The sequence below is a fragment of the Streptomyces pactum genome (assembly GCF_016031615.1).
Taxonomy (GTDB): Bacteria; Actinomycetota; Actinomycetes; order Streptomycetales; family Streptomycetaceae; genus Streptomyces; species Streptomyces pactus.
This window is the reverse complement of record NZ_JACYXC010000001.1, coordinates 5821612-5838993: the sequence shown is the minus strand read 5'-3', so window position 1 is coordinate 5838993 and position 17382 is coordinate 5821612. Positions and strand designations below refer to the sequence as shown.

At 76.3% G+C, this 17382-nt stretch carries 15 protein-coding genes; 6 read left to right on the top strand and 9 right to left on the bottom strand.

Annotated elements, in window-relative coordinates:
* Nucleotides 1-62 precede the first annotated feature (62 nt).
* On the top strand, nt 63-353 hold the full coding sequence (locus tag IHE55_RS22940; protein ID WP_197990749.1) for a hypothetical protein: 291 nt from the start codon (nt 63-65) through the stop codon (nt 351-353).
* A gap of 103 nt (nt 354-456) precedes the next feature.
* Nucleotides 457-1008 (top strand): SMI1/KNR4 family protein, encoded by a 552-nt coding sequence (locus IHE55_RS22935; RefSeq protein WP_197990748.1) that lies wholly within the window; start codon nt 457-459, stop codon nt 1006-1008.
* Nucleotides 1009-1219: 211 nt separating this feature from the next.
* Here IHE55_RS22935 and IHE55_RS22930 read toward each other — a convergent pair whose 3' ends face one another.
* Both IHE55_RS22930 and IHE55_RS22925 read right to left on the bottom strand, forming a co-directional pair.
* Entirely contained in the window at nt 1220-1615 is a 396-nt protein-coding gene (locus tag IHE55_RS22930; protein WP_232266719.1) for a RidA family protein, read from the bottom strand.
* Between the two features lie 162 nt (nt 1616-1777).
* Entirely contained in the window at nt 1778-2902 is a 1125-nt protein-coding gene (locus tag IHE55_RS22925; protein WP_197990747.1) for an acyl-CoA dehydrogenase family protein, read from the bottom strand.
* Between the two features lie 177 nt (nt 2903-3079).
* Here IHE55_RS22925 and IHE55_RS22920 point away from each other — a divergent pair, with 177 nt between their 5' ends.
* From IHE55_RS22920 to IHE55_RS22910, 3 genes are all read left to right on the top strand, one after another.
* Nucleotides 3080-4699: an AMP-binding protein gene (locus IHE55_RS22920; protein WP_197990746.1), complete on the top strand. Its 1620-nt coding sequence runs from the start codon at nt 3080-3082 to the stop codon at nt 4697-4699.
* A 4-nt stretch (nt 4700-4703) separates the two neighbouring features.
* Nucleotides 4704-5543 carry a PaaX family transcriptional regulator gene (locus IHE55_RS22915; RefSeq protein WP_197990745.1) on the top strand — a complete coding sequence of 280 codons (840 nt, stop codon included), beginning with the start codon at nt 4704-4706 and terminating at the stop codon, nt 5541-5543.
* 189 nt (nt 5544-5732) lie between these two features.
* Nucleotides 5733-6038, top strand: coding sequence for an ABC transporter ATPase (locus tag IHE55_RS22910; RefSeq protein WP_197990744.1), 306 nt, complete (start codon nt 5733-5735; stop codon nt 6036-6038).
* Between the two features lie 237 nt (nt 6039-6275).
* Here IHE55_RS22910 and IHE55_RS22905 read toward each other — a convergent pair whose 3' ends face one another.
* On the bottom strand, nt 6276-8594 hold the full coding sequence (locus tag IHE55_RS22905) for a bifunctional salicylyl-CoA 5-hydroxylase/oxidoreductase (RefSeq protein WP_197990743.1): 2319 nt from the start codon (nt 8592-8594) through the stop codon (nt 6276-6278).
* Nucleotides 8591-9418 (bottom strand): enoyl-CoA hydratase family protein, encoded by an 828-nt coding sequence (locus IHE55_RS22900; protein ID WP_197990742.1) that lies wholly within the window; start codon nt 9416-9418, stop codon nt 8591-8593. The genes IHE55_RS22905 and IHE55_RS22900 overlap by 4 nt, the downstream gene beginning before the upstream one ends.
* A 441-nt stretch (nt 9419-9859) precedes the next feature.
* Between IHE55_RS22900 and IHE55_RS22895 the strand changes: the two genes are divergently transcribed.
* A complete protein-coding gene (locus IHE55_RS22895; RefSeq protein WP_197990741.1) occupies nt 9860-10297 on the top strand; it encodes an ATP-binding protein in 438 nt (145 codons plus the stop codon).
* A gap of 155 nt (nt 10298-10452) precedes the next feature.
* On the opposite strand, the gene argF is transcribed toward IHE55_RS22895, so the two are convergent.
* The 5 genes from argF to IHE55_RS22870 form a co-directional block, all read right to left on the bottom strand.
* Nucleotides 10453-11454, bottom strand: a complete 1002-nt coding sequence (argF, locus tag IHE55_RS22890) for an ornithine carbamoyltransferase (RefSeq protein WP_197990740.1) — start codon at nt 11452-11454, stop codon at nt 10453-10455.
* Between the two features lie 597 nt (nt 11455-12051).
* Nucleotides 12052-13278 (bottom strand): arginine deiminase, encoded by a 1227-nt coding sequence (locus IHE55_RS22885; RefSeq protein WP_197990739.1) that lies wholly within the window; start codon nt 13276-13278, stop codon nt 12052-12054.
* A 104-nt stretch (nt 13279-13382) separates the two neighbouring features.
* Nucleotides 13383-14390, bottom strand: a complete 1008-nt coding sequence (locus IHE55_RS22880) for a hypothetical protein (protein ID WP_197990738.1) — start codon at nt 14388-14390, stop codon at nt 13383-13385.
* Between the two features lie 1043 nt (nt 14391-15433).
* A complete protein-coding gene (locus IHE55_RS22875; protein ID WP_197990737.1) occupies nt 15434-16120 on the bottom strand; it encodes a Crp/Fnr family transcriptional regulator in 687 nt (228 codons plus the stop codon).
* Nucleotides 16121-16691: 571 nt separating this feature from the next.
* Complete coding sequence (locus IHE55_RS22870; RefSeq protein ID WP_197990736.1) at nt 16692-17342, bottom strand: TetR/AcrR family transcriptional regulator; 651 nt, start codon at nt 17340-17342, stop codon at nt 16692-16694.
* Nucleotides 17343-17382 lie beyond the last annotated feature (40 nt).

The following is a 17382-nucleotide window of genomic DNA, read 5'->3' as shown; positions in this document are numbered from 1 at the left end:
GTCCCGTTCCGGAAGGGAGGGGCCGGGTGGGGGCCGCCGCTGCCGGGTGACAGCCTGGGGCGATGAGACCGTGGAATTCCGCCACGGAGCGCGAGCTGCGGACCCTGCTCAACGCGTGGGACCCGATCGGCGTCGCCGACCTGGTGGACGACGAGTACGACTGCATGCTCGCCCCCCTGCTCGGACGGCTCCACCATGGCGCCGGCCGGGCCGAGATCGGCGAGTTCCTCCGGCGCGAGCTGGAGGAGCACTTCGGCCTCGGCCCTCCGGGTCCACCGCCCGACGCGATGGCCGCCCGGGTGCTCGCCTGGTGGGCGGCCGCTGGCCGGACCGGCGGCGCTCCGGGCACGTAGCCGCCTCCGCCGCCGCGGGTGTCCGGACACCCCGAGCGCCCGGGCACCCGGACACCCGGACACCCGGACACCCGGACACCCGGACACCCACGAGGATGGTCGTATGTGGGTTCAGCGGGTGATCGAACTGACCGGGTGGGAGCCGCTCGGGATCTCCATCGACTGGGAGGCGATCGAGGGTGAGCTGGGAGCCGCGCTGCCGGCGGACTACAAGGAGCTCTGCGAGGTGTTCGGCGGCGGCACCTTCGCTGATTCGGTCGCCTTCCTGGGGCGCGCCGACGGCGACTGGTTCAACGTCCTGACACGGTGGCGGGTCTCCCTGTCGGTCGATCGGGACACCGGGTCCCCGGGCGTCGCTGCACCCGATCGCCTCGGGGTCTACACGCCGGGCGGCAGGGGGCTGGTCGCGTGGGGCTCCACCGAATGGGCCGACGAGTACTGCTGGCTGATCGACGCCGAGCGGCCCGGCGAGCACTCCGTCCTCGCGCGGTCCCATGACAGCCGCACATGGGACCGGTACGACATGTCCACCTCCGAGTTCCTCCACCGCGTCCTCGCCGATGCCGATTTCCGGCCTTACGGGATCGCGCGGTACGGCCTCGGGACGACGTTCGTGCCCGGCCCCGACCACCCCTTCGACGGCCGGCGGCACTGACGGGGAGGCGGGCTTGGGTCCGGCGGAGAGGCGGGCTCCGGCCCGGCGGAGAGGCGGGCTCCGGGTGGGGAGGCGGGCCGTCCTCCGCCCGCGGACACGGCGGCGGCGTCGCCTTCTGTGGAGTTCCGTGAACCAGGTACACGCCCCACCGCTTCCGCGACCGGTCACCGCACGGCCGCTCCCGGGGACCGGCGAAGCCGCGCGCGGCCGGTCAGCAGGGCAGCACCGCGATGCCGTCCAGTTCCACCAGGGCCGTGTCGTCCCAGAGCCGGACCACCCCGATCACCGCCATCGCCGGGTAGTCCCGGCCGGCCGACTCCCGCCAGATCCGCCCCAGTTCCCGGGCGTGGGCGCGGTAGTCCGCGACGTCGGTGGTGTAGACGGTGACCCGGGCCAGGTCGGCGGGGGTGCCGCCGCAGGCGCGCAGGGCGGCGAGCAGGTTGTCCAGGGCCCGCCGGAACTGCTCGGGGAGGGTGGTGCCGATGAGGGCGCCCGTCGCGTCCAGGGCGGTCTGTCCGGCGAGGAAGACCAGGCGGCCGCCGGACGCGGTCACGGCGTGGCTGAATCCGGTGGCAGGAGCGAGCCCGGCGGGGTTGATCCGCGCCAGCCAGACGGCCTCCCCGGCACCGCCGGCCCCACCGGTCCGGTTGGTCCCACCGATCCCACCGGCCCGATGGGTCTCACAGGCCCCGTCGACCCCACCAGGCCCGTCGACCCCACTAACCCCACCGGCCCCTGTCGACCCCACCGGTCCCGCCGGTCCCGCCCGTCACCGGTACAGCTCCCGGGCGATGATGGTCCGCTGGACCTCGGTGGCGCCCTCGTAGATCCGCGGCGCGCGCACCTCGCGGTAGAGGTGTTCCAGCAGGTGACCGCGGACCAGTGCCCGGGCCCCGTGGATCTGCACGGCGGCGTCCACCACGTACTGGGCGGTCTCGGTGGCCAGCAGCTTGGCCATCGCGGACAGCCGCACCACCTCGGGGCTGCCGGCGTCGAGGGCCGCGGCGGCGGAGAGCACCAGCAGCCGGGCCGCCTCGGTGCGGGTGGCCATCTCGGCGAGCTGGTGCGCGACCGCCTGCAGGTCCTTCAGCGGCCCGCCGAACGCGGTGCGGTCCGCGGCGTGCGCGCACGCCGCGTCGAGCGCCGCCTGCGCCATGCCGACGGCGAACGCCCCGACGCTGGGCCGCAGCAGGTTGAGGGTGCGCATCGCCACCCCGAAGCCGGCGTCCGGGGAGCCCAGCACATCGTCGGCGGTGACCGGCACCCCGTCGAAGGAGAGCGCGCCGACCGGGTGCGGGGCGAGCATCTCCAGCGGCCGGCCGGTGAGTCCGGGCCGGTCGGCCGGGAGCAGGAACGCGGTGACGCCCCGGGCCCCGGCGCCCTCGGTGGTCCGCGCGAAGACGGTGTACAGGTCGGCCTCCGGGGCGTTGGAGATCCAGCACTTCCCGCCGGTCAGCCGCCACCGGCCCGGGCCGTCCGGCTCGGCGCGCAGGGTGAGCGCGGCGGCGTCGGAGCCGGCCGCCTCCTCGCTGAGCGCGAAGGCGGTCACCACCCGGCCCGAGCGCACCCCGGGCAGCCAGCGTCCACGCTGCCGGTCGGTCCCGGCGAGCACCACCGGGTACGCGCCCAGCCCCTGGAGGGCGAGGGCGGTCTCCGCCTCGGTGCACTCCGTGGCGAGCGATTCGCGCAGCAGGCACAGGTCCACCGCGCGCACCGGCCCGTCCGGCGGCAGCAGCCGCTCCAGCAGGCCGAGTTCACCGAGCGCGGCCACCAGCGGCCGGTTGACCCGGCCCGGTTCCGCCGCCCCGGCCAGCGGGCGCAGCCGTCCGGCCGCCAGTTCGCGCAGCTCGGCGCACCACCGCCGCTGCTCCGGTTCGAGTCCGAAAGCCCCCACCGGACACCCCTTTCCCCATCTCCCGGGCGGCGCCGGGCCCGCCGCCCGGCCACCGGGCCGCCGTCGCGTACCCCACCGCCCTATCGCGATCTCTTGACCGTCGTCACCAACACGTTACGCTGACGGAGCGACTTCGGGGCAGGCATACGGCCGGCCAGGCTGAGGAGGCGCACCACGATGCAGCTACGGCCATCGGCTCACACCGACACCTTCGCCCGGGACCACCTGCCGCCCGCCGCCCGGTGGCCGCGGCTGCTGCTCGGCCCGCCCGGCCCGGTGTACCCGGACCGGCTCAACTGCGGGGCCGAGCTGCTGGACGGCACGGTCGCCCGGTACGGACCCGACCGGCCCGCGCTCCGCTCCCGCGACGGCGAGGTGTGGACCTACGGCGAGTTGCGCGGCCGGGTGGACCGCATCGCGCACACCCTCACCCGGGAGATGGGCGTGGTCCCCGGCAACCGGGTCCTGCTGCGCGGCCCCACCTCCCCCTGGCTGGCCGCCTGCTGGCTGGCGGTGATGAAGGCCGGGGCGGTCGCCGTCACCGTGCTCGCCTCGCACCGGGCCGCCGAGCTGGCCGCGGTCTGCGAGATCGCCCGGGTGCGGCACGCGGTGTGTGACGCGCGGTGCGTGGAGGAGCTGGCCCGGGCCCGGGTGCCCGGGCTGCGGCCGGCGGTGTACGGCGGCGGCGCGCCGGACGACCTGCTGCGCCGGGCCGCGGCCCAGCCGGGCGCCTTCCCGGCGGTCCCCACCTCGGCCGACGACGTCGCGCTGATCGCGTTCACCTCCGGCACCACCGGCCGCCCCAAGGGCTGTATGCACTTCCACCGGGACGTGCTGGCCGTCGCCGACACCTTCTCCGCCCGGCTGCTGCGCCCGCGCCCGGAGGACGTCTTCGCCGGCAGCCCGCCGCTGGGCTTCACCTTCGGCCTCGGCGGCCTGCTCGTCTTCCCGCTGCGGGCCGGCGCCTCGGCGCTGCTCGCCGAGTGGGGCGGCGCCGCCCGGATGCTGGACGACATCCAGCGCCACCGGGTGTCGGTGCTGTTCACCGCGCCCACCGCCTACCGCGCGATGCTCGGCCGGCTCGGCGGGTACGACACCTCCACGCTGCGCCGCTGCGTCTCCGCCGGGGAGAACCTGCCGGCCGCCACCTGGCGGGAGTGGTACGCCGCCACCGGGCTGCGCCTGGTCAACGGGATCGGGGCGACCGAACTGCTGCACATCTTCCTGTCCGCCGTGGACGGTGACAGCCGGCCGGGCACCGTGGGCCGACCGGTGCCCGGATTCCGGGCCCGGGTGGTGGACGCCGCGGGGCGGCCGGTGCCGGACGGCGAGCCGGGGCTGCTGGCGGTGCGCGGGCCCACCGGCTGCCGCTACCTGGCCGACGAGCGGCAGCGCGACTACGTGCGGGACGGCTGGAACCTGACCGGGGACACCTGTGTCCGCGAGCCGGACGGCCACTTCCGCTACCTCGCCCGCGCCGACGACATGATCGTCTCGGCGGGATACAAGATCGCCGGGCCGGAGGTCGAGGAGGTCCTGATGCGCCACCCGTACCTGCTGGAGGCGGCGGTCACCGGCCGGCCGGACGCCGAGCGGGGGTCGGTGGTGGTCGCCCATGTGGTGGTGCGGCCCGGGGTGCCGCGCGGCCCGGAGACCGCGGCGGTGCTGCGGGAGTTCGTCCGCGACCGGCTCGCCCCGTACAAGTGCCCGCGCGAGGTCGTGTTCCTCGACGCCCTCCCCCGCACCGCGACCGGCAAGCTCCAGCGGTTCCGGCTGCGGGGCGGCGCTCTACAGTAAGCGCGTGACTGACCACCACGCCCCCCGCTCACTGATCGTCACCTTCTACGGTGCCTACGGCCGTGGGACGGCCGACCGCCCCACCGGGCCGGTGCCGGTGGCCGCCCTCATCCGGCTGCTGGGGGCGGTCGGCGTCGATCCGCCCTCGGTGCGCTCGGCCGTCTCCCGGCTCAAGCGCCGCGGGCTGCTGGAGTCCGGGCGCGCTCCGGGCGGCGCCGCCGGGTACGCCCTGTCCGCCGCCGCCCGGCAGCTGCTCGACGACGGCGACCGGCGCATCTACCGGCGGCCGGCGGACCAGGTGGCGGAGGGCTGGCTGCTGGCGGTGTTCTCGGTGCCGGAACACGAGCGCCAAAAACGGCACCTGCTCCGTTCCCGGCTGGCCCGGCTGGGTTTCGGCACCGCCGCGCCCGGGGTCTGGATCGCCCCCGACCACCTCTACGAGGAGACCCGGCACACCCTGCGGCGGCTGGACCTGGACCGCTACGTGGACCTCTTCCGCGGCACCCACGCCGGGTTCCGTCCCACCTCCGAGGTGGTCGGCCGCTGGTGGGACCTGGCCGCGCTGGCGGATCTGCACGAACGCTTCCTCACCACCCATGAGCCGGTGCTGCGCCGCTGGTCACGGCAGCGCGCCGACGACCCGGAGGAGGCGTACCGCGACCACCTGCTGACCCTGGACTCCTGGCGCCACGTGCCGTACGCCGACCCCGGCCTGCCGCCCGCCCTGCTCCCCGGGGACTGGCCCGGCGGCCGGGCCGCGGAGGTCTTCACCGCCCTGCACCAACGGCTGCGGGGCCCCGCCGGCCGGTTCGTCGCCGCCCAGCTGCCGGACCCCGGGGCCTGAGCGCGGCGCCCGGGCCGGCCACGGAACGGCGGGGCGCGGGACAACGCGGTTGCCGGGGGCGCGGGGGCGTACCGTCCGCCCGGTGACCGGGTGCGGCACAACCCCGGTCATTACTCCCAGGCGTTGGCGCGTGACACGCGGGCCGGTGTCTCCCGTGGGACGGCGGGGACCGGGATCAGGAAGGCTGGCATGGACTGTTCCCTGGAAACGGCCGAGGCGGCACGCCGTGCCCACGCATGGGCGGAGAACGTGGACGGGCTGAGGTCGGCCTCGGAACGCGATGTGACGCGGGCGCGGGCCCGTCTGTGGGCGCTGGTGGCACAGGCGTGCACGGCCCTTGCCGCGGCCCCGCCCCCGCTCGCCGTCCACGCGGTGGGGCGGGCCCTCGACGCGGCACGGCGGCAGGAGCGGAGCACGGAGAGGGCCGAATGGCAGGACCAGGCCTGGACGTGGGCCGAGGTGGCCCTGGCCTGTGCCGCCGCCCGCCCGGAATAGCGGGCCACGGCCCGCCGGATGCCGCCCCGGACGGCCCGGATGCGGCCCCGGACGGTCCGGACGACCCGGCGGGTCCGGGGTTCCGGCGGGTCTCGCGGTCCTTGAGGCCGGGGTGCGTGATCGGTGCCGGGGCCGGGGCGTGATCGGTACCGGGCCGGGGCGTGCCCGGTCCCGGGGCGGGGGCGTACGGGCCTGAGGGGCTGGCCCGGGCCTGAGGGGCGGGCCGGGCCGCCGGCGTCAGCGCTCCAGGGCCGGCCGGGTGCGGGGCGCATCGGTCCGGCCGGTGGGCGGCCGGCGGCTGCCCGCCCGGTACGGCGCCGGCCACGGCGCGCCCGGCCCCCGGTAGTCCTGTTCCGCCGCCGCGTGCAGCGTCCAGTGCGGGTCGTACAGGTGCGGGCGGCCCAGCGCGCACAGGTCCGCCCGGCCGGCCAGGATCAGGGTGTTCACGTCGTCCCAGGAGGAGATGGCGCCGACCGCGATGACCGGGACGCACAGCTCGTTGCGTATCCGGTCGGCGAACGGCGTCTGGTACGAGCGTCCGGTCTCGGGCCGCTCGTCCGCGACGACCTGCCCGGTGGAGACGTCGATGGCGTCGGCACCGCGGGCCCGGAAGGCGGCGGCGACGGTGACCGCGTCGTCGGCGGTGGTACCGCCCGGGGCCCAGTCCGTCGCCGAGATCCGGACCGTCATCGGCCGCTCCCCGGGCCAGACCTGGCGCACCGCGTCGAACACCTCCAGCGGATAGCGGAGGCGGGCGGTGAGCGAGCCGCCGTAGGCGTCGGTGCGCCGGTTGGTGAGCGGGGACAGGAAGCCCGAGAGCAGGTAGCCGTGGGCGCAGTGCAGCTCCAGCAGGTCGAACCCGGCCGCGGCGGCGCGCCGGGCGGCGGCCACGAACGCCTCCCGGATCTCGGTCATCCCCGCCCGGTCCAGCGCCCGCGGCACCGCGCTGACGCCCGGCCGGTACGGCAGCGCGGAGGGCGCCACCAGCGGCCAGTTGCCGGACGGCAGGGGCTCGTCGATGCCCTCCCACATCAGCCGGGTGGAGCCCTTGCGGCCGGAGTGGCCCAGCTGGACGCCGACGGCCACGCCCGGGGACCGCTCGTGGGCGAACTCCACGACGCGGGCCCACCCGGCCTGCTGGGCGTCGGTGTACAGGCCGGTGCAGCCGGGGGTGATCCGGCCCTCGGGGGTCACGCACACCATCTCGGTCATCACCAGCCCGGCCCCGCCCAGGGCACGGGCACCGAGGTGGACCAGGTGGAAGTCGCCGGGCACGCCGTCCCGGGCGGAGTACATGTCCATCGGTGAGACCACCACCCGGTTGCGCAGGGTGAGTCCGCGCAGCGGGAACGGGGTGAACATGGGCGGTGTGCCGGGGGCGATCCCGGCCTCCCGCTCGACCTCGGCCACGAAGTCCGGGTCGCGCAGCCGCAGGTTGGCGTGGGTCACCCGGCGGCTGCGGGTGAGCAGGTTGAAGGCGAACCGGCGGGGTGGCTGCGGCAGGTGGCGGGCCAGGTCCTCGAACCAGTGCAGGCTGGCGGCCGCGGCCCGCTGGGTGGACTCCACCACGGGGCGGCGCTCGGCCTCGTAGGCGGCCAGCGCCTCCCGTACGCCGCCGGGTTCCCGCAGGCGGACGGCGAGGGCGAGGGCGTCCTCGACGGCCAGCTTGGTCCCGGAGCCGATGGAGAAGTGCGCGGTGTGCGCGGCGTCCCCGAGCAGCACCGTGTTGCCGTGCGCCCAGCACCCGGTGGTGACGGTCCGGAACGCGGTCCAGCGGGAGCTGTCGTTGCCGCGCAGCGGCCGGCCGCCGAGGGCGGTGCCGAAGACCGTGGCGCACCGCTCGACGGACTCCTCCACCGGGCACCGGTCGAAGCTGGCGCGGCGCCAGACGTCCTGGTGCATCTCGACGATGACGGTGCTGGCCCCCGGCCCCCGCGCCCCCGGGCGGGCGTACGGGTAGCCGTGCAGCTGCATCACCCCGTAGGCGGTCTCGGCGGTCTCGAAGCGGAACGCGTCGAAGGGGTGGTCCACGGCGAGCCAGATGTAGCGGCAGCGGTGGGTGACCACCCGGGGGCGGAAGACGTCGGCGTGCGCCGCGCGGGTGGGGCTGCCCGCCCCGTCGGCGGCGATCACCAGGTCGTGGCTGCGGGCCAGTTCGGCTGCGGGCGGCGCCGGGGTCGCGAACCGCAGCCGGACGCCGAGGGACCGGCACCGCTCGTGGAGGATGCGCAGCAGGCGGCGGCGCCCCACCGCGGCGAAGCCGTGGCCGCCGGAGGTGAGGACCCGGCCGCGCCGCACCACGTCGATGCCGTCCCAGCGGACGTACTCCGCGCGCAGCGCCCGGTGGACCTCGGGGTCGGCGTACTCGATGCCGCCGAGCGTCTCGTCCGACAGCACCACCCCGAAGCCGAAGGTGTCGTCCGGGGCGTTCCGTTCCCAGAGGGTGATCTCGCGGTCCGGGTCCAGGCGTTTGAGCAGGGCCGCCGCGTAGAGCCCGCCGGGGCCGCCGCCGATGACCGCGACCCGCCGCACCCCGGCCGCGGCCGGCCCGGTCACCGCCCCCGCCACTGCGGCGGGCGCCGGGCGGTGAACGCGGCGTGGAACTCGGCGTAGTCGGCGCTGTTCATCAGCAGCGCCTGGGTGGCCGCGTCCAGCTCCACCGCGGCCGACAGCGGCATGTCGAGTTCGGCGGTGAGCAGCGCCTTGGTCCGGGAGTGGGCGAGGGCGGGCCCCTCGGCGAGCCGGCGGGCCAGCGCGGCGGCGGCCGGCCCGGCCCCGCCCTCCTCCGCCACCATGCTGATCAGGCCGATCCGCTCGGCCTCCGCGGCGCCGACCGGCTCGCCGAGCATCAGCAGCCGGGTGGCGTGGCCGAGCCCGACGACGCGCGGCAGCAGATAGGCGGCGCCCATGTCGCCGCCGGAGAGCCCGACCCTGGTGAAGAGGAAGGCGAAGCGCGCGGTCGGGTCGGCGACCCGGAAGTCGGCGGCGAGGGCGAGCACCGCTCCCGCTCCGGCCGCGACCCCGTGGACGGCGGCGACGACGGGGAACGGGCACTCCCGCAGCGCGCGGACCACCTGCCCGGTCATCCGGTTGAAGTCCAGCAGGTCGCCGGTGTCCATGGCGAGGGTGGCGCCGATGATCTCCTCGACGTCACCGCCGGAGCAGAACCCGCGTCCCTCGCCGCCGAGCACCAGGGCGCGCACGGCGCGGGCACGGGAGAGTTCGGCGAGCAGGTCCCGCAGGTCGGCGTAGGCGCCGAAGGTGAGGGCGTTGAGCTTCTCGGGTCGGTTGAGCGTGACGGTGGCGACCCCGGCGTCGAGGGTGAGGCGCAGATGCCGCCACTCCTCGGTGGAGGGTGCGGATCCGGAGAAGGGACTCATGGCACGGCCTCCTTCGGCCGCGAGCGGCCGGGCGGGCTGACTGCTGACTGCCGGTACCACGCCTGAGGCCTGGTACCGCGTGCGGTGCGCGGGGCGTGCAGGGCACCGGCGGGCGGGCCGGCCGCACCGGACTCCCGGCACGACGGGCGCCCGGTGGTCGCCCCTCCGGCACGTTAGCACTTGGTTGTGACTGTCGTCACGAGTACGCGATAAGGCGGGCGGGGGGCGCGACCGTAACCGGCCCCGAGCAGGCGGCGGGGGTGCACGAGCGGCAGGCAGGCGGGCGCGCGGCGGCGGGGCACGGCCCGGACGGACGCGCGGTGGTACACCTGGCCGGGGCGGGCCCGGGCGCGGGGCGCGGGCCGCGGGCCGCGCCCGGGTGGGACGGAAGCGCGTTCGGTACCGTGGGAAGTGGCCGATTCTTACGTTTCGGGACAGCCCGTGTCCGATTCCGATCCCCCGCTCGACGCCCCGGCGGCCACGCGGTGGCGGCTCACCCTGCCGCACACCCCCGAGGCGGTGCCCAGGGCGCGCACCCTGATCCGCGAGGTGCTGGCGGCACTGGCGGCGCCGGCGGACAGTGACACCGCGGAACTCCTCACCTCGGAGCTGGTCGCCAACGCCGTGGAGCACGCGGACGGCGACGAGCCGATCGAGCTGGTGGTGGAGCTGCTCCCCAGCGGCTTCCAGGTCGAGGTGCACGACCGGGACCCCGCGCCGCCCGGCGAACTCGGCGTCCAGGACCCGCATCCCCTGCCGCACCCGCTGGAGGAACGCGGGCGCGGCCTGCTGCTCATCCGCACCCTGAGCGCGGACTCCGGCTACCGCACGACCCCGCACGGCAAGGCGGTGTGGTTCACCCTGTCGGCGCCCGACTGAGGCGCGAGGCCCACCCGTACCGGGGTGCGTCGACCCGCTCGCGGCGGCGGGGCCGAGCGGCGCCGGCGCCAGGGTGCCCGGGGCGTCCGGCGCCCCGCCGTTTCACCGCGCCGACCGGCCCCGACGCCCCCGGCGAGGCGGCTCGCGGCGGCCGGTCAGCCGGCCAGGGTGGCGACCAGCACCGCCTTGATGGTGTGCATACGGTTCTCGGCCTGGTCGAACACGACGGAGTGGGCGGATTCGAAGACCTCGTCGCTGACCTCCATCTCGGTCAGCCCGTACCGCTCGTGGATCTCCCGGCCGATCGCGGTACCCAGGTCGTGGAAGGCCGGCAGGCAGTGGAGGAACTTCACGTCGGGGTTCCCGGTGGCCCGCAGGACGTCCATGGTCACCGCGTACCCGCCGAGCAGCGCGATCCGCTCGTCCCACACCTCCTTGGGCTCCCCCATGGAGACCCAGACGTCGGTGGCGAGGAAGTCGGCCCCGCGGACCCCTTCCGCCACCTCGTCGGTGAGGGTCACTCGCGCTCCGGACTCCTTGGCCAGCTCCCGGGCGGCCGAGACGACCGAGTCGTCCGGCCAGAGCAGCCGGGGCGCCACGATGCGCACGTCCATACCGAGCAGGGCGCCGGTGACCAGGTAGGAGTTGCCCATGTTGTAGCGGGCGTCGCCGAGGTAGGCGAGGGCGAGCCCCTCCGGCGGACGGTTGCCGTGCTCCACCATGGTGAGGACGTCGGCGAGCATCTGGGTGGGATGCCAGGCGTCGGTGAGGCCGTTGTACACCGGAACCCCGGCGTACGAGGCCAGCTCCTCCAGCACGTCCTGGGCGTGCCCCCGGTACTCGATGGCGTCGAACATCCGGCCGAGGACACGGGCGGTGTCCTTCACCGACTCCTTGTGTCCCATCTGAGAGCCGGACGGGTCGAGATAGGTGGTGGCGGCGCCCTGGTCGGCGGCGGCCACCTCGAACGCGCAGCGGGTACGGGTCGAGGTCTTCTCGAAGACCAGGGCGATGTTCCTGCCGCGGAGCCGCTGGACCTCGGAGCCCGCACGCTTGGCGGCCTTGAGCTCCGCCGCCAGGTCCACCAGGGAACGGAACTCCTCGGCGGTGAAGTCCAGCTCCTTGAGGAAGTGGCGGCCGGCAAGGGGGTTGGCCATGGCGGGCTCCTAGGTCACGTCGGCGTATGGGCACGGTCTTTCCGTCGGCACGGTTCCTGGAATTCTATACGAAGGACTGCATAGGTATGGCGGGGGTGTGGACCGCCGGGCGCCGGCCCGGGGGGCGGCCGGCCGCGGGACGCGCCGGAGCACGCCCCGGGGCCCCCGGAGCCACGGTGCGCCCCGGGGCCCCCGGAGCCACGGTGCGCCCCGGGGCCCCCGGAGCCACGGTGCGCCCCGGGACCCTCCAGGGCCAAGACGCATTCTCGGACCGTCCGGTCCCCGCCGACATTCTCGGACCGTCCGGACCGGGACGCGCGCCCGGGGCCCGGAGCGGGGCACGTACCCAGGGCCCGGAGCGGGGCGCGCACCCGGGGCCCGGAGCGGGGCACGTACCCGGTCCCGAAGCGGGCGTGCACCCGTGCCGTCCGGGGCCGGGCCTCCCCCGATCCGCTCCGGGGCCGGGTCTCCCCGGCCCTCCGGGACCCGGCGAGGCGTGCCCCTGCCGTCGGCGCCGGGGGCGTTCCCCTGCCATTGCCGTCGGCGCCGGGGCGCCCGCCGGCCGTCCGGGCCCGGTCGGGCCCGGTGAGCTCCGGCTCAGCTCACCGGGTCGCGCTCGACCGGGCAGCTCATACAGCGCGGTCCACCACGGCCGCGGCCCAGCTCGCTCCCCGGGATGGTGATCACCTCGATGCCCCGTTTCCGCAGGAAGGTGTTGGTGGTGACGTTGCGCTCGTAGGCGATCACCACCCCCGGCTCCACCGCGAGCACGTTGCAGCCGTCGTCCCACTGCTCCCGCTCGGCGGCGCGGACGTCCTGGGTGGCGGTGAGCACCCGTACCGAGTCCAGCCCCAGCGCCGCGGCGATGGCGCGGTGCATGTGCTCCGGCGGATGGTCGGTGACCTTCAGGTCCCGCTCCTCGGCGCCCGGCTCGATGGTGTACGAGCGCAGCATCCCCAGCCCGGCGTACTGGGTGAAGGTGTCCCCGTCCACCATCGTCATCACGGTGTCCAGGTGCATGAACGCCCGCCGCTTGGGCATGTCCAGCGCCACGATGGTCCGGGCGGACCCCGCCGAGAACAGGCCGCGCGCCAGCATCTCCACCGCCTGCGGGGTGGTGCGCTCGCTCATGCCGACCAGTACCGCGCCGTTGCCGATCACCAGCAGGTCACCGCCCTCTATGGTCGAGGGGTACGCCGCCTGTCCCTCGCACCAGACGCGGAAGTCGCCGCCGGCGAAGAGCGGGTGGTGCCGGTAGACCGCCTCGTAGTGCACCGTCTCGTGCCAGCGGGCGGGCCAGCGCATCGCGTTGATGCTCACCCCGTCGTAGATCCAGGCCGAGGCGTCACGGGTGAACAGGTGGTTGGGCAGCGGATTGACGAGGAAGTCGTCCGGTTCCATGGCGTGGAACCGGACCGAGACCGGTTCCGGGTGCCGCTCCAGGAACTCCCGCTTGGTCATCCCGCCGATCAGCGCCTCGGCCAGTTCGGTGTCGGGGAGTTCGTCGAACGCGGCGCGCAGCCGGTCGGTGGCGAGCGGGCCGTACTCCCGCTCGTCGAAGACCCGGTCCAGTACCAGGGACCGGGCCTGCGGCACCGCGAGGCTCTCGGTGAGCAGGTCCCCGAAGAGGTGGACCTCCACGCCCCGGTCGCGGAGCACGTCGGCGAAACCGTCGTGCTCCTGCCGCGCCCGCCGCACCCAGAGCACGTCGTCGAAGAGCAGCGCGTCCTTGTTGCGCGGCGTGAGCCTTTTGAGCTCCAGATCGGGGCGGTGCAGGATGACGCGCCGCAGCCGACCGGCCTCTGAATCGACATGGAATCCCATGGATCTATCTTGGCCGCCCCGGGCCCGGATGGAACGGAAAGACTCCCGACGCGCGGTGGCGGTCACACCGGTCCGGCCCGGGGGCTCTCCCCGCTCCCGGCGGCTCAGCCCAGCGCCAGCACCACGATCAGCGCCACGGCGGTCACGATCACCGCCAGCAGTGCGGTCACCCAGAGCTGGCCGGGCCGCGGTTCGGGACGGCCGGCCGTCCGGAACCGCACCGCGCCGTACGGGGCCCGCCCTCCGGGCTCCCGCTGCCCGGACGGCCGTCCGGGCAGGTCCCGCTCGCGGTGCCAGGGCCCGGGGTCCCATGCGGAGGGCGCCCACGGCCCGGGGGCCGCCAGGTTGAGGAAGAGGGCCCGCCAGCCGGGTTCGCCGAACCCCGCCGGGCCCGGGCTGTCCACGATGCGGACCACCACCTCGCGGCCGGCGCCCCCGGGAAGGTTCCAGAGCCGGGGCAGCGCGGTCGCCAGCAGCTCGGGGGTCCGGCCGCGTTCGGCGTACGGCCGCACCAGCCCCTCGTACAGCGCGACGGCGTCCCGGATCCGGGAGTCCTCCGGCGGCCACGGGCGGGCGGGGTCCGCCGGCCCCGCCACGGGCCGCCACCCGCGCTCCCCGTCCCGGCCGGCGGGGAGGCGGTGGCCCTCCGGGTTCCGGTAGGTGCCCCGAGGGCCACCGCCTCCCCGGGCGCCGCCGCCCCGGTGGGCGCCGCGGTCCGGGCGGCCGTCCCGGTGGCCGTCCCCGTCCGGGTGACCGTCCCGGCTCCGGCCGCCGGCCCGGACCCGGCCGGTACCGGCGGCCGGCGGGCCGGAGCGGTCCGGGGGTGCCTCCGGATGGTCCGGGACGAGGTCCGGGCGGTCCGGAGGGAGGCCGGCGCCGGCGTGGTCCAGGTAGAGCAGCGAACGCAGCACCTCGTGGGCCAGTTTCTCCGCCGTCTCCGGAAGCCGCCGACCGCCGCGCGACACCAGTTCGTCCACCACCCGGCTGCGCCGGCGGTCGGCGAGGCCGTCCCAGGGCTCGCCGGAGCCGAGCACCTGGAGCAGAACGGTGTCGTCCGCGGCCGCGAGCACCGTCCGGGCGACGTCCGCCCCGGCCCGGAGCGCCTGGCGCACGGTCTCCGGCGTGGGGCGGGGCCGGCCGCTCCCTGACGTGGCCACCGGGTCGGCAGCGGTCTCCGCCGGGCGGGCCGAAGCGCCGGCCGCGGTGCTCGTCGAGGGCCCGCGGCCCGCGCCCGGGCCGGCGGACGGGGCCGGGCCCCCGGCCGGTTCGCCGCCCGCGGGCGGTCGCACCGCATCCGGACGGGCCGGCCGGGGCTCCTCGGGCCGTACCGAACGGCCGGTGTCCGGCCAAACCGGCCGGTGCTCGTCGGGCCGGGCCGCACGGCGCGCCCCGGGTACGTCCCCGGCCGGCCGGAGGCCTCCCGGAGAGGCCGGCCCGTGGTCCGTGCCCCGGGCCGGCGGGTGCCCTGCGGGCCCGGGCGGCGGGCACGCCCCGGGCCGGGCCGACGGGTGGGCGGTGGCTTCGTCACCGGCCTCCCGGCGGTCGTCGTCCCGGCCCGTGCGGTGATCCTCCGCCCGGACCGGCCGGCCGTCATCGGACCGGGCCGCCGCCCACCGGGTGGGCGCGCCGGTGCGGACACCCGGGCGACGGTCGGCGCCGGACGCCGGGCGACCGGCGGGCCCGGTGTGGTCCTCCGGGTGACCGGGGCCGCCCGTCCGCGCCACCGGCCGGCCGGTGGTGCCGGCGTGGACCTCCGGGTGGCCGGTGCCGGTGCGGTACCCCGGCCGGTCGGCGGTGCCGATGTGGACCTCCGGGTGGCCGGTGGCCGTTGCGTACGGTTCCTGGGACATGGTGAGGCCACTCCTCGTGCTCGATCGACCGGGGCGCCGGCCGCGCACACCCCCGTGGTGCGCGGCCGGCGGACACCGCTGCCGCGCCGTCGCGAGCACCAGCATCGGCGCACCGGTACGGGCGCGCTGTAGCCGTTTACACAACCGGCGCGAGGAGAGGCGCCGGGTGCGCGACGGACCCGCCCCGGCCGCCCCCCCGCCGTCCGGGTTCGCCCCCGGGCCGCCGCCACACCCCGGTTACCGGGCCGCCGCCACACCCCGTCCGGGAGGGGTCCGCACCGGCGCCCGCCCGAACGCCCGTGGCGTCAGGTGTCGCGGCCCCGGGCCAGCAGGCGGAGCAGATCGATGTCCCGGACCACGAACCGGCGCGCCCCGGTGCTGACCACCTGCTGGTCCCGCAGCAGCCGCAGCGCCTTGGCGACCGCCTCCCGGGTCGATCCGACCGCGGCGGCGATGTCGCTCTGCGGCAGCGGCAGGTCGACCGCGATGCCCTCCGGGCCGGGGCGGCCCGTGTGTTCGGCCAGCTCCACCAGGCGGGCCGCGAGACGCTGGAGGACGCGTTCCGAGGCGAGTGACCGGCGCTCCCCGTCGGAACTGCGCAGCCGCGCGCTGAACTGCCGGGTGATCAGCAGCATGGCCGGTGGCCGGGAGGCCAGGTAGGCGCGGAACCGGTCGCCGGTGAGCACCACCCCTCGGACCGTCCCCAGGGCGGTGATGGTGGCGCTGCGCGGCCGGTCGTCGATGGCCGCCTGATCGCCCACCACCTCCCCCGCCCCCCGCAGCGCGAGGATGAGCCGCACCCCGCGTTCGGTGGCGACCGAGACGGTGGTCCAGCCGGAGATGATCGCCACCACGAAGGAGGTGGGATCGTCCTCCCGCATGATCACGTCACCGCCGCGGTACGTCCGCGGACTCCCTTGCCCCAGCAACTCCCGACGCTCCGCCGGGCGAAGGGCGGCGAGAAAGGGCTTGCCGTCCTCGATGAGGCTCATCGGCCCTCCCCCGCTCCCGACGGTCCAGCCGGTCCCGCCACGACGCCGGCACCCCGCGGCCGGCCCGTCCGGCACCGTCCCACCGGCCCGCACCGGGTCACAGCACGGTAGAGAGCCCACCACGGCGCGTCAACGCCCCCTCTCTGACGGGCCATTGACAAACTCTTACCCCGGGCCGGGCGGACGTGCCCCACCGGTCACGGCCCCGGGCCGCACCCGCGTCCTCGCGCCCTTCCTCGCACAGGCTCTGGCGGCGGACCACCGGCGATGCCACGAGGACCCGGCGGCCGGTGGGCGACGGACCGCCGGCCGGCCACCGGCGGAGGGCGTCCGCCCCGGGGCGGGACCCACCTCGTCCCGCCGCGGGTGGGACGAGGCGATACGGGACGAACGAGGGCGAACCGACGCCGGGGAGAGCACCCCCGGCATACCGCACCGTCCCGATCAGCGGCCACGACCTGCGGCCCGCACGGCGCCGTGCGTGGCGAGCATCCCCGCATCGCGCCGCCGGAGGCGGCCGGGCGCCGCACCGCGTGACCGCGACCGGCCGGCACCGGGCGCGGCAGGCGGCCTATCCCACGGCGTCGAGGCCGTCCGCGAGCATGCCGAAGGCGAGGTCGGCGTCGGCCACCGCTTCCGGGTAGACGTCCTCGGCGCTGCGGCCGGCGGCTATGCGGCGCCAGTTCTCCCGCCCGAGCTCCTGGCGGACCGTCACCAGGTGCCGGGCGGCCAGCCGGGCGGCGAGCGGGGGGCGGGACGGGGCGTGGAGCTCCTCGGCGAGCAGGTCCACCTCGCGGCCGGTGTAGTGGGCCAGCCGGCTCTCCAGGCTGGGGGTGGAGTACAGCAGCCGCTGGAACGCCACCACGTCCGGCAGGTCGCTCAGCCCGGTGATGGGGTCACGGTCACGCAGCGCGGCGCGGAAGTGCTCGTGCAGGGCCCGCACCGGGCTCCACTCCGCCGGGCGGGCGCGCACCACCCGGGCCGCCTCGTCCTGGTGGTCGGCGAAGCGGTGCAGGATCAGGTCCTCCTTGCTGGGGAAGTACCGGAAGAGCGTCGGCTTGGACACGTCGGCAGCGGCGGCGACATCGGCGACCGACACCTGGTCGAAGCCGCGCGTCAGGAACAACTCCAGTGCGGTGGCCGCGAGATGCCCCCGGGTCCGCACCTTCTTGCTCTCCCGCAGCCCTGGCCCCGGGTGCCCGCGGGTCGGTTCCGTCGTCATGGCACCACTCTACCAGACCCGTTACCGGGTTAATTTCGTT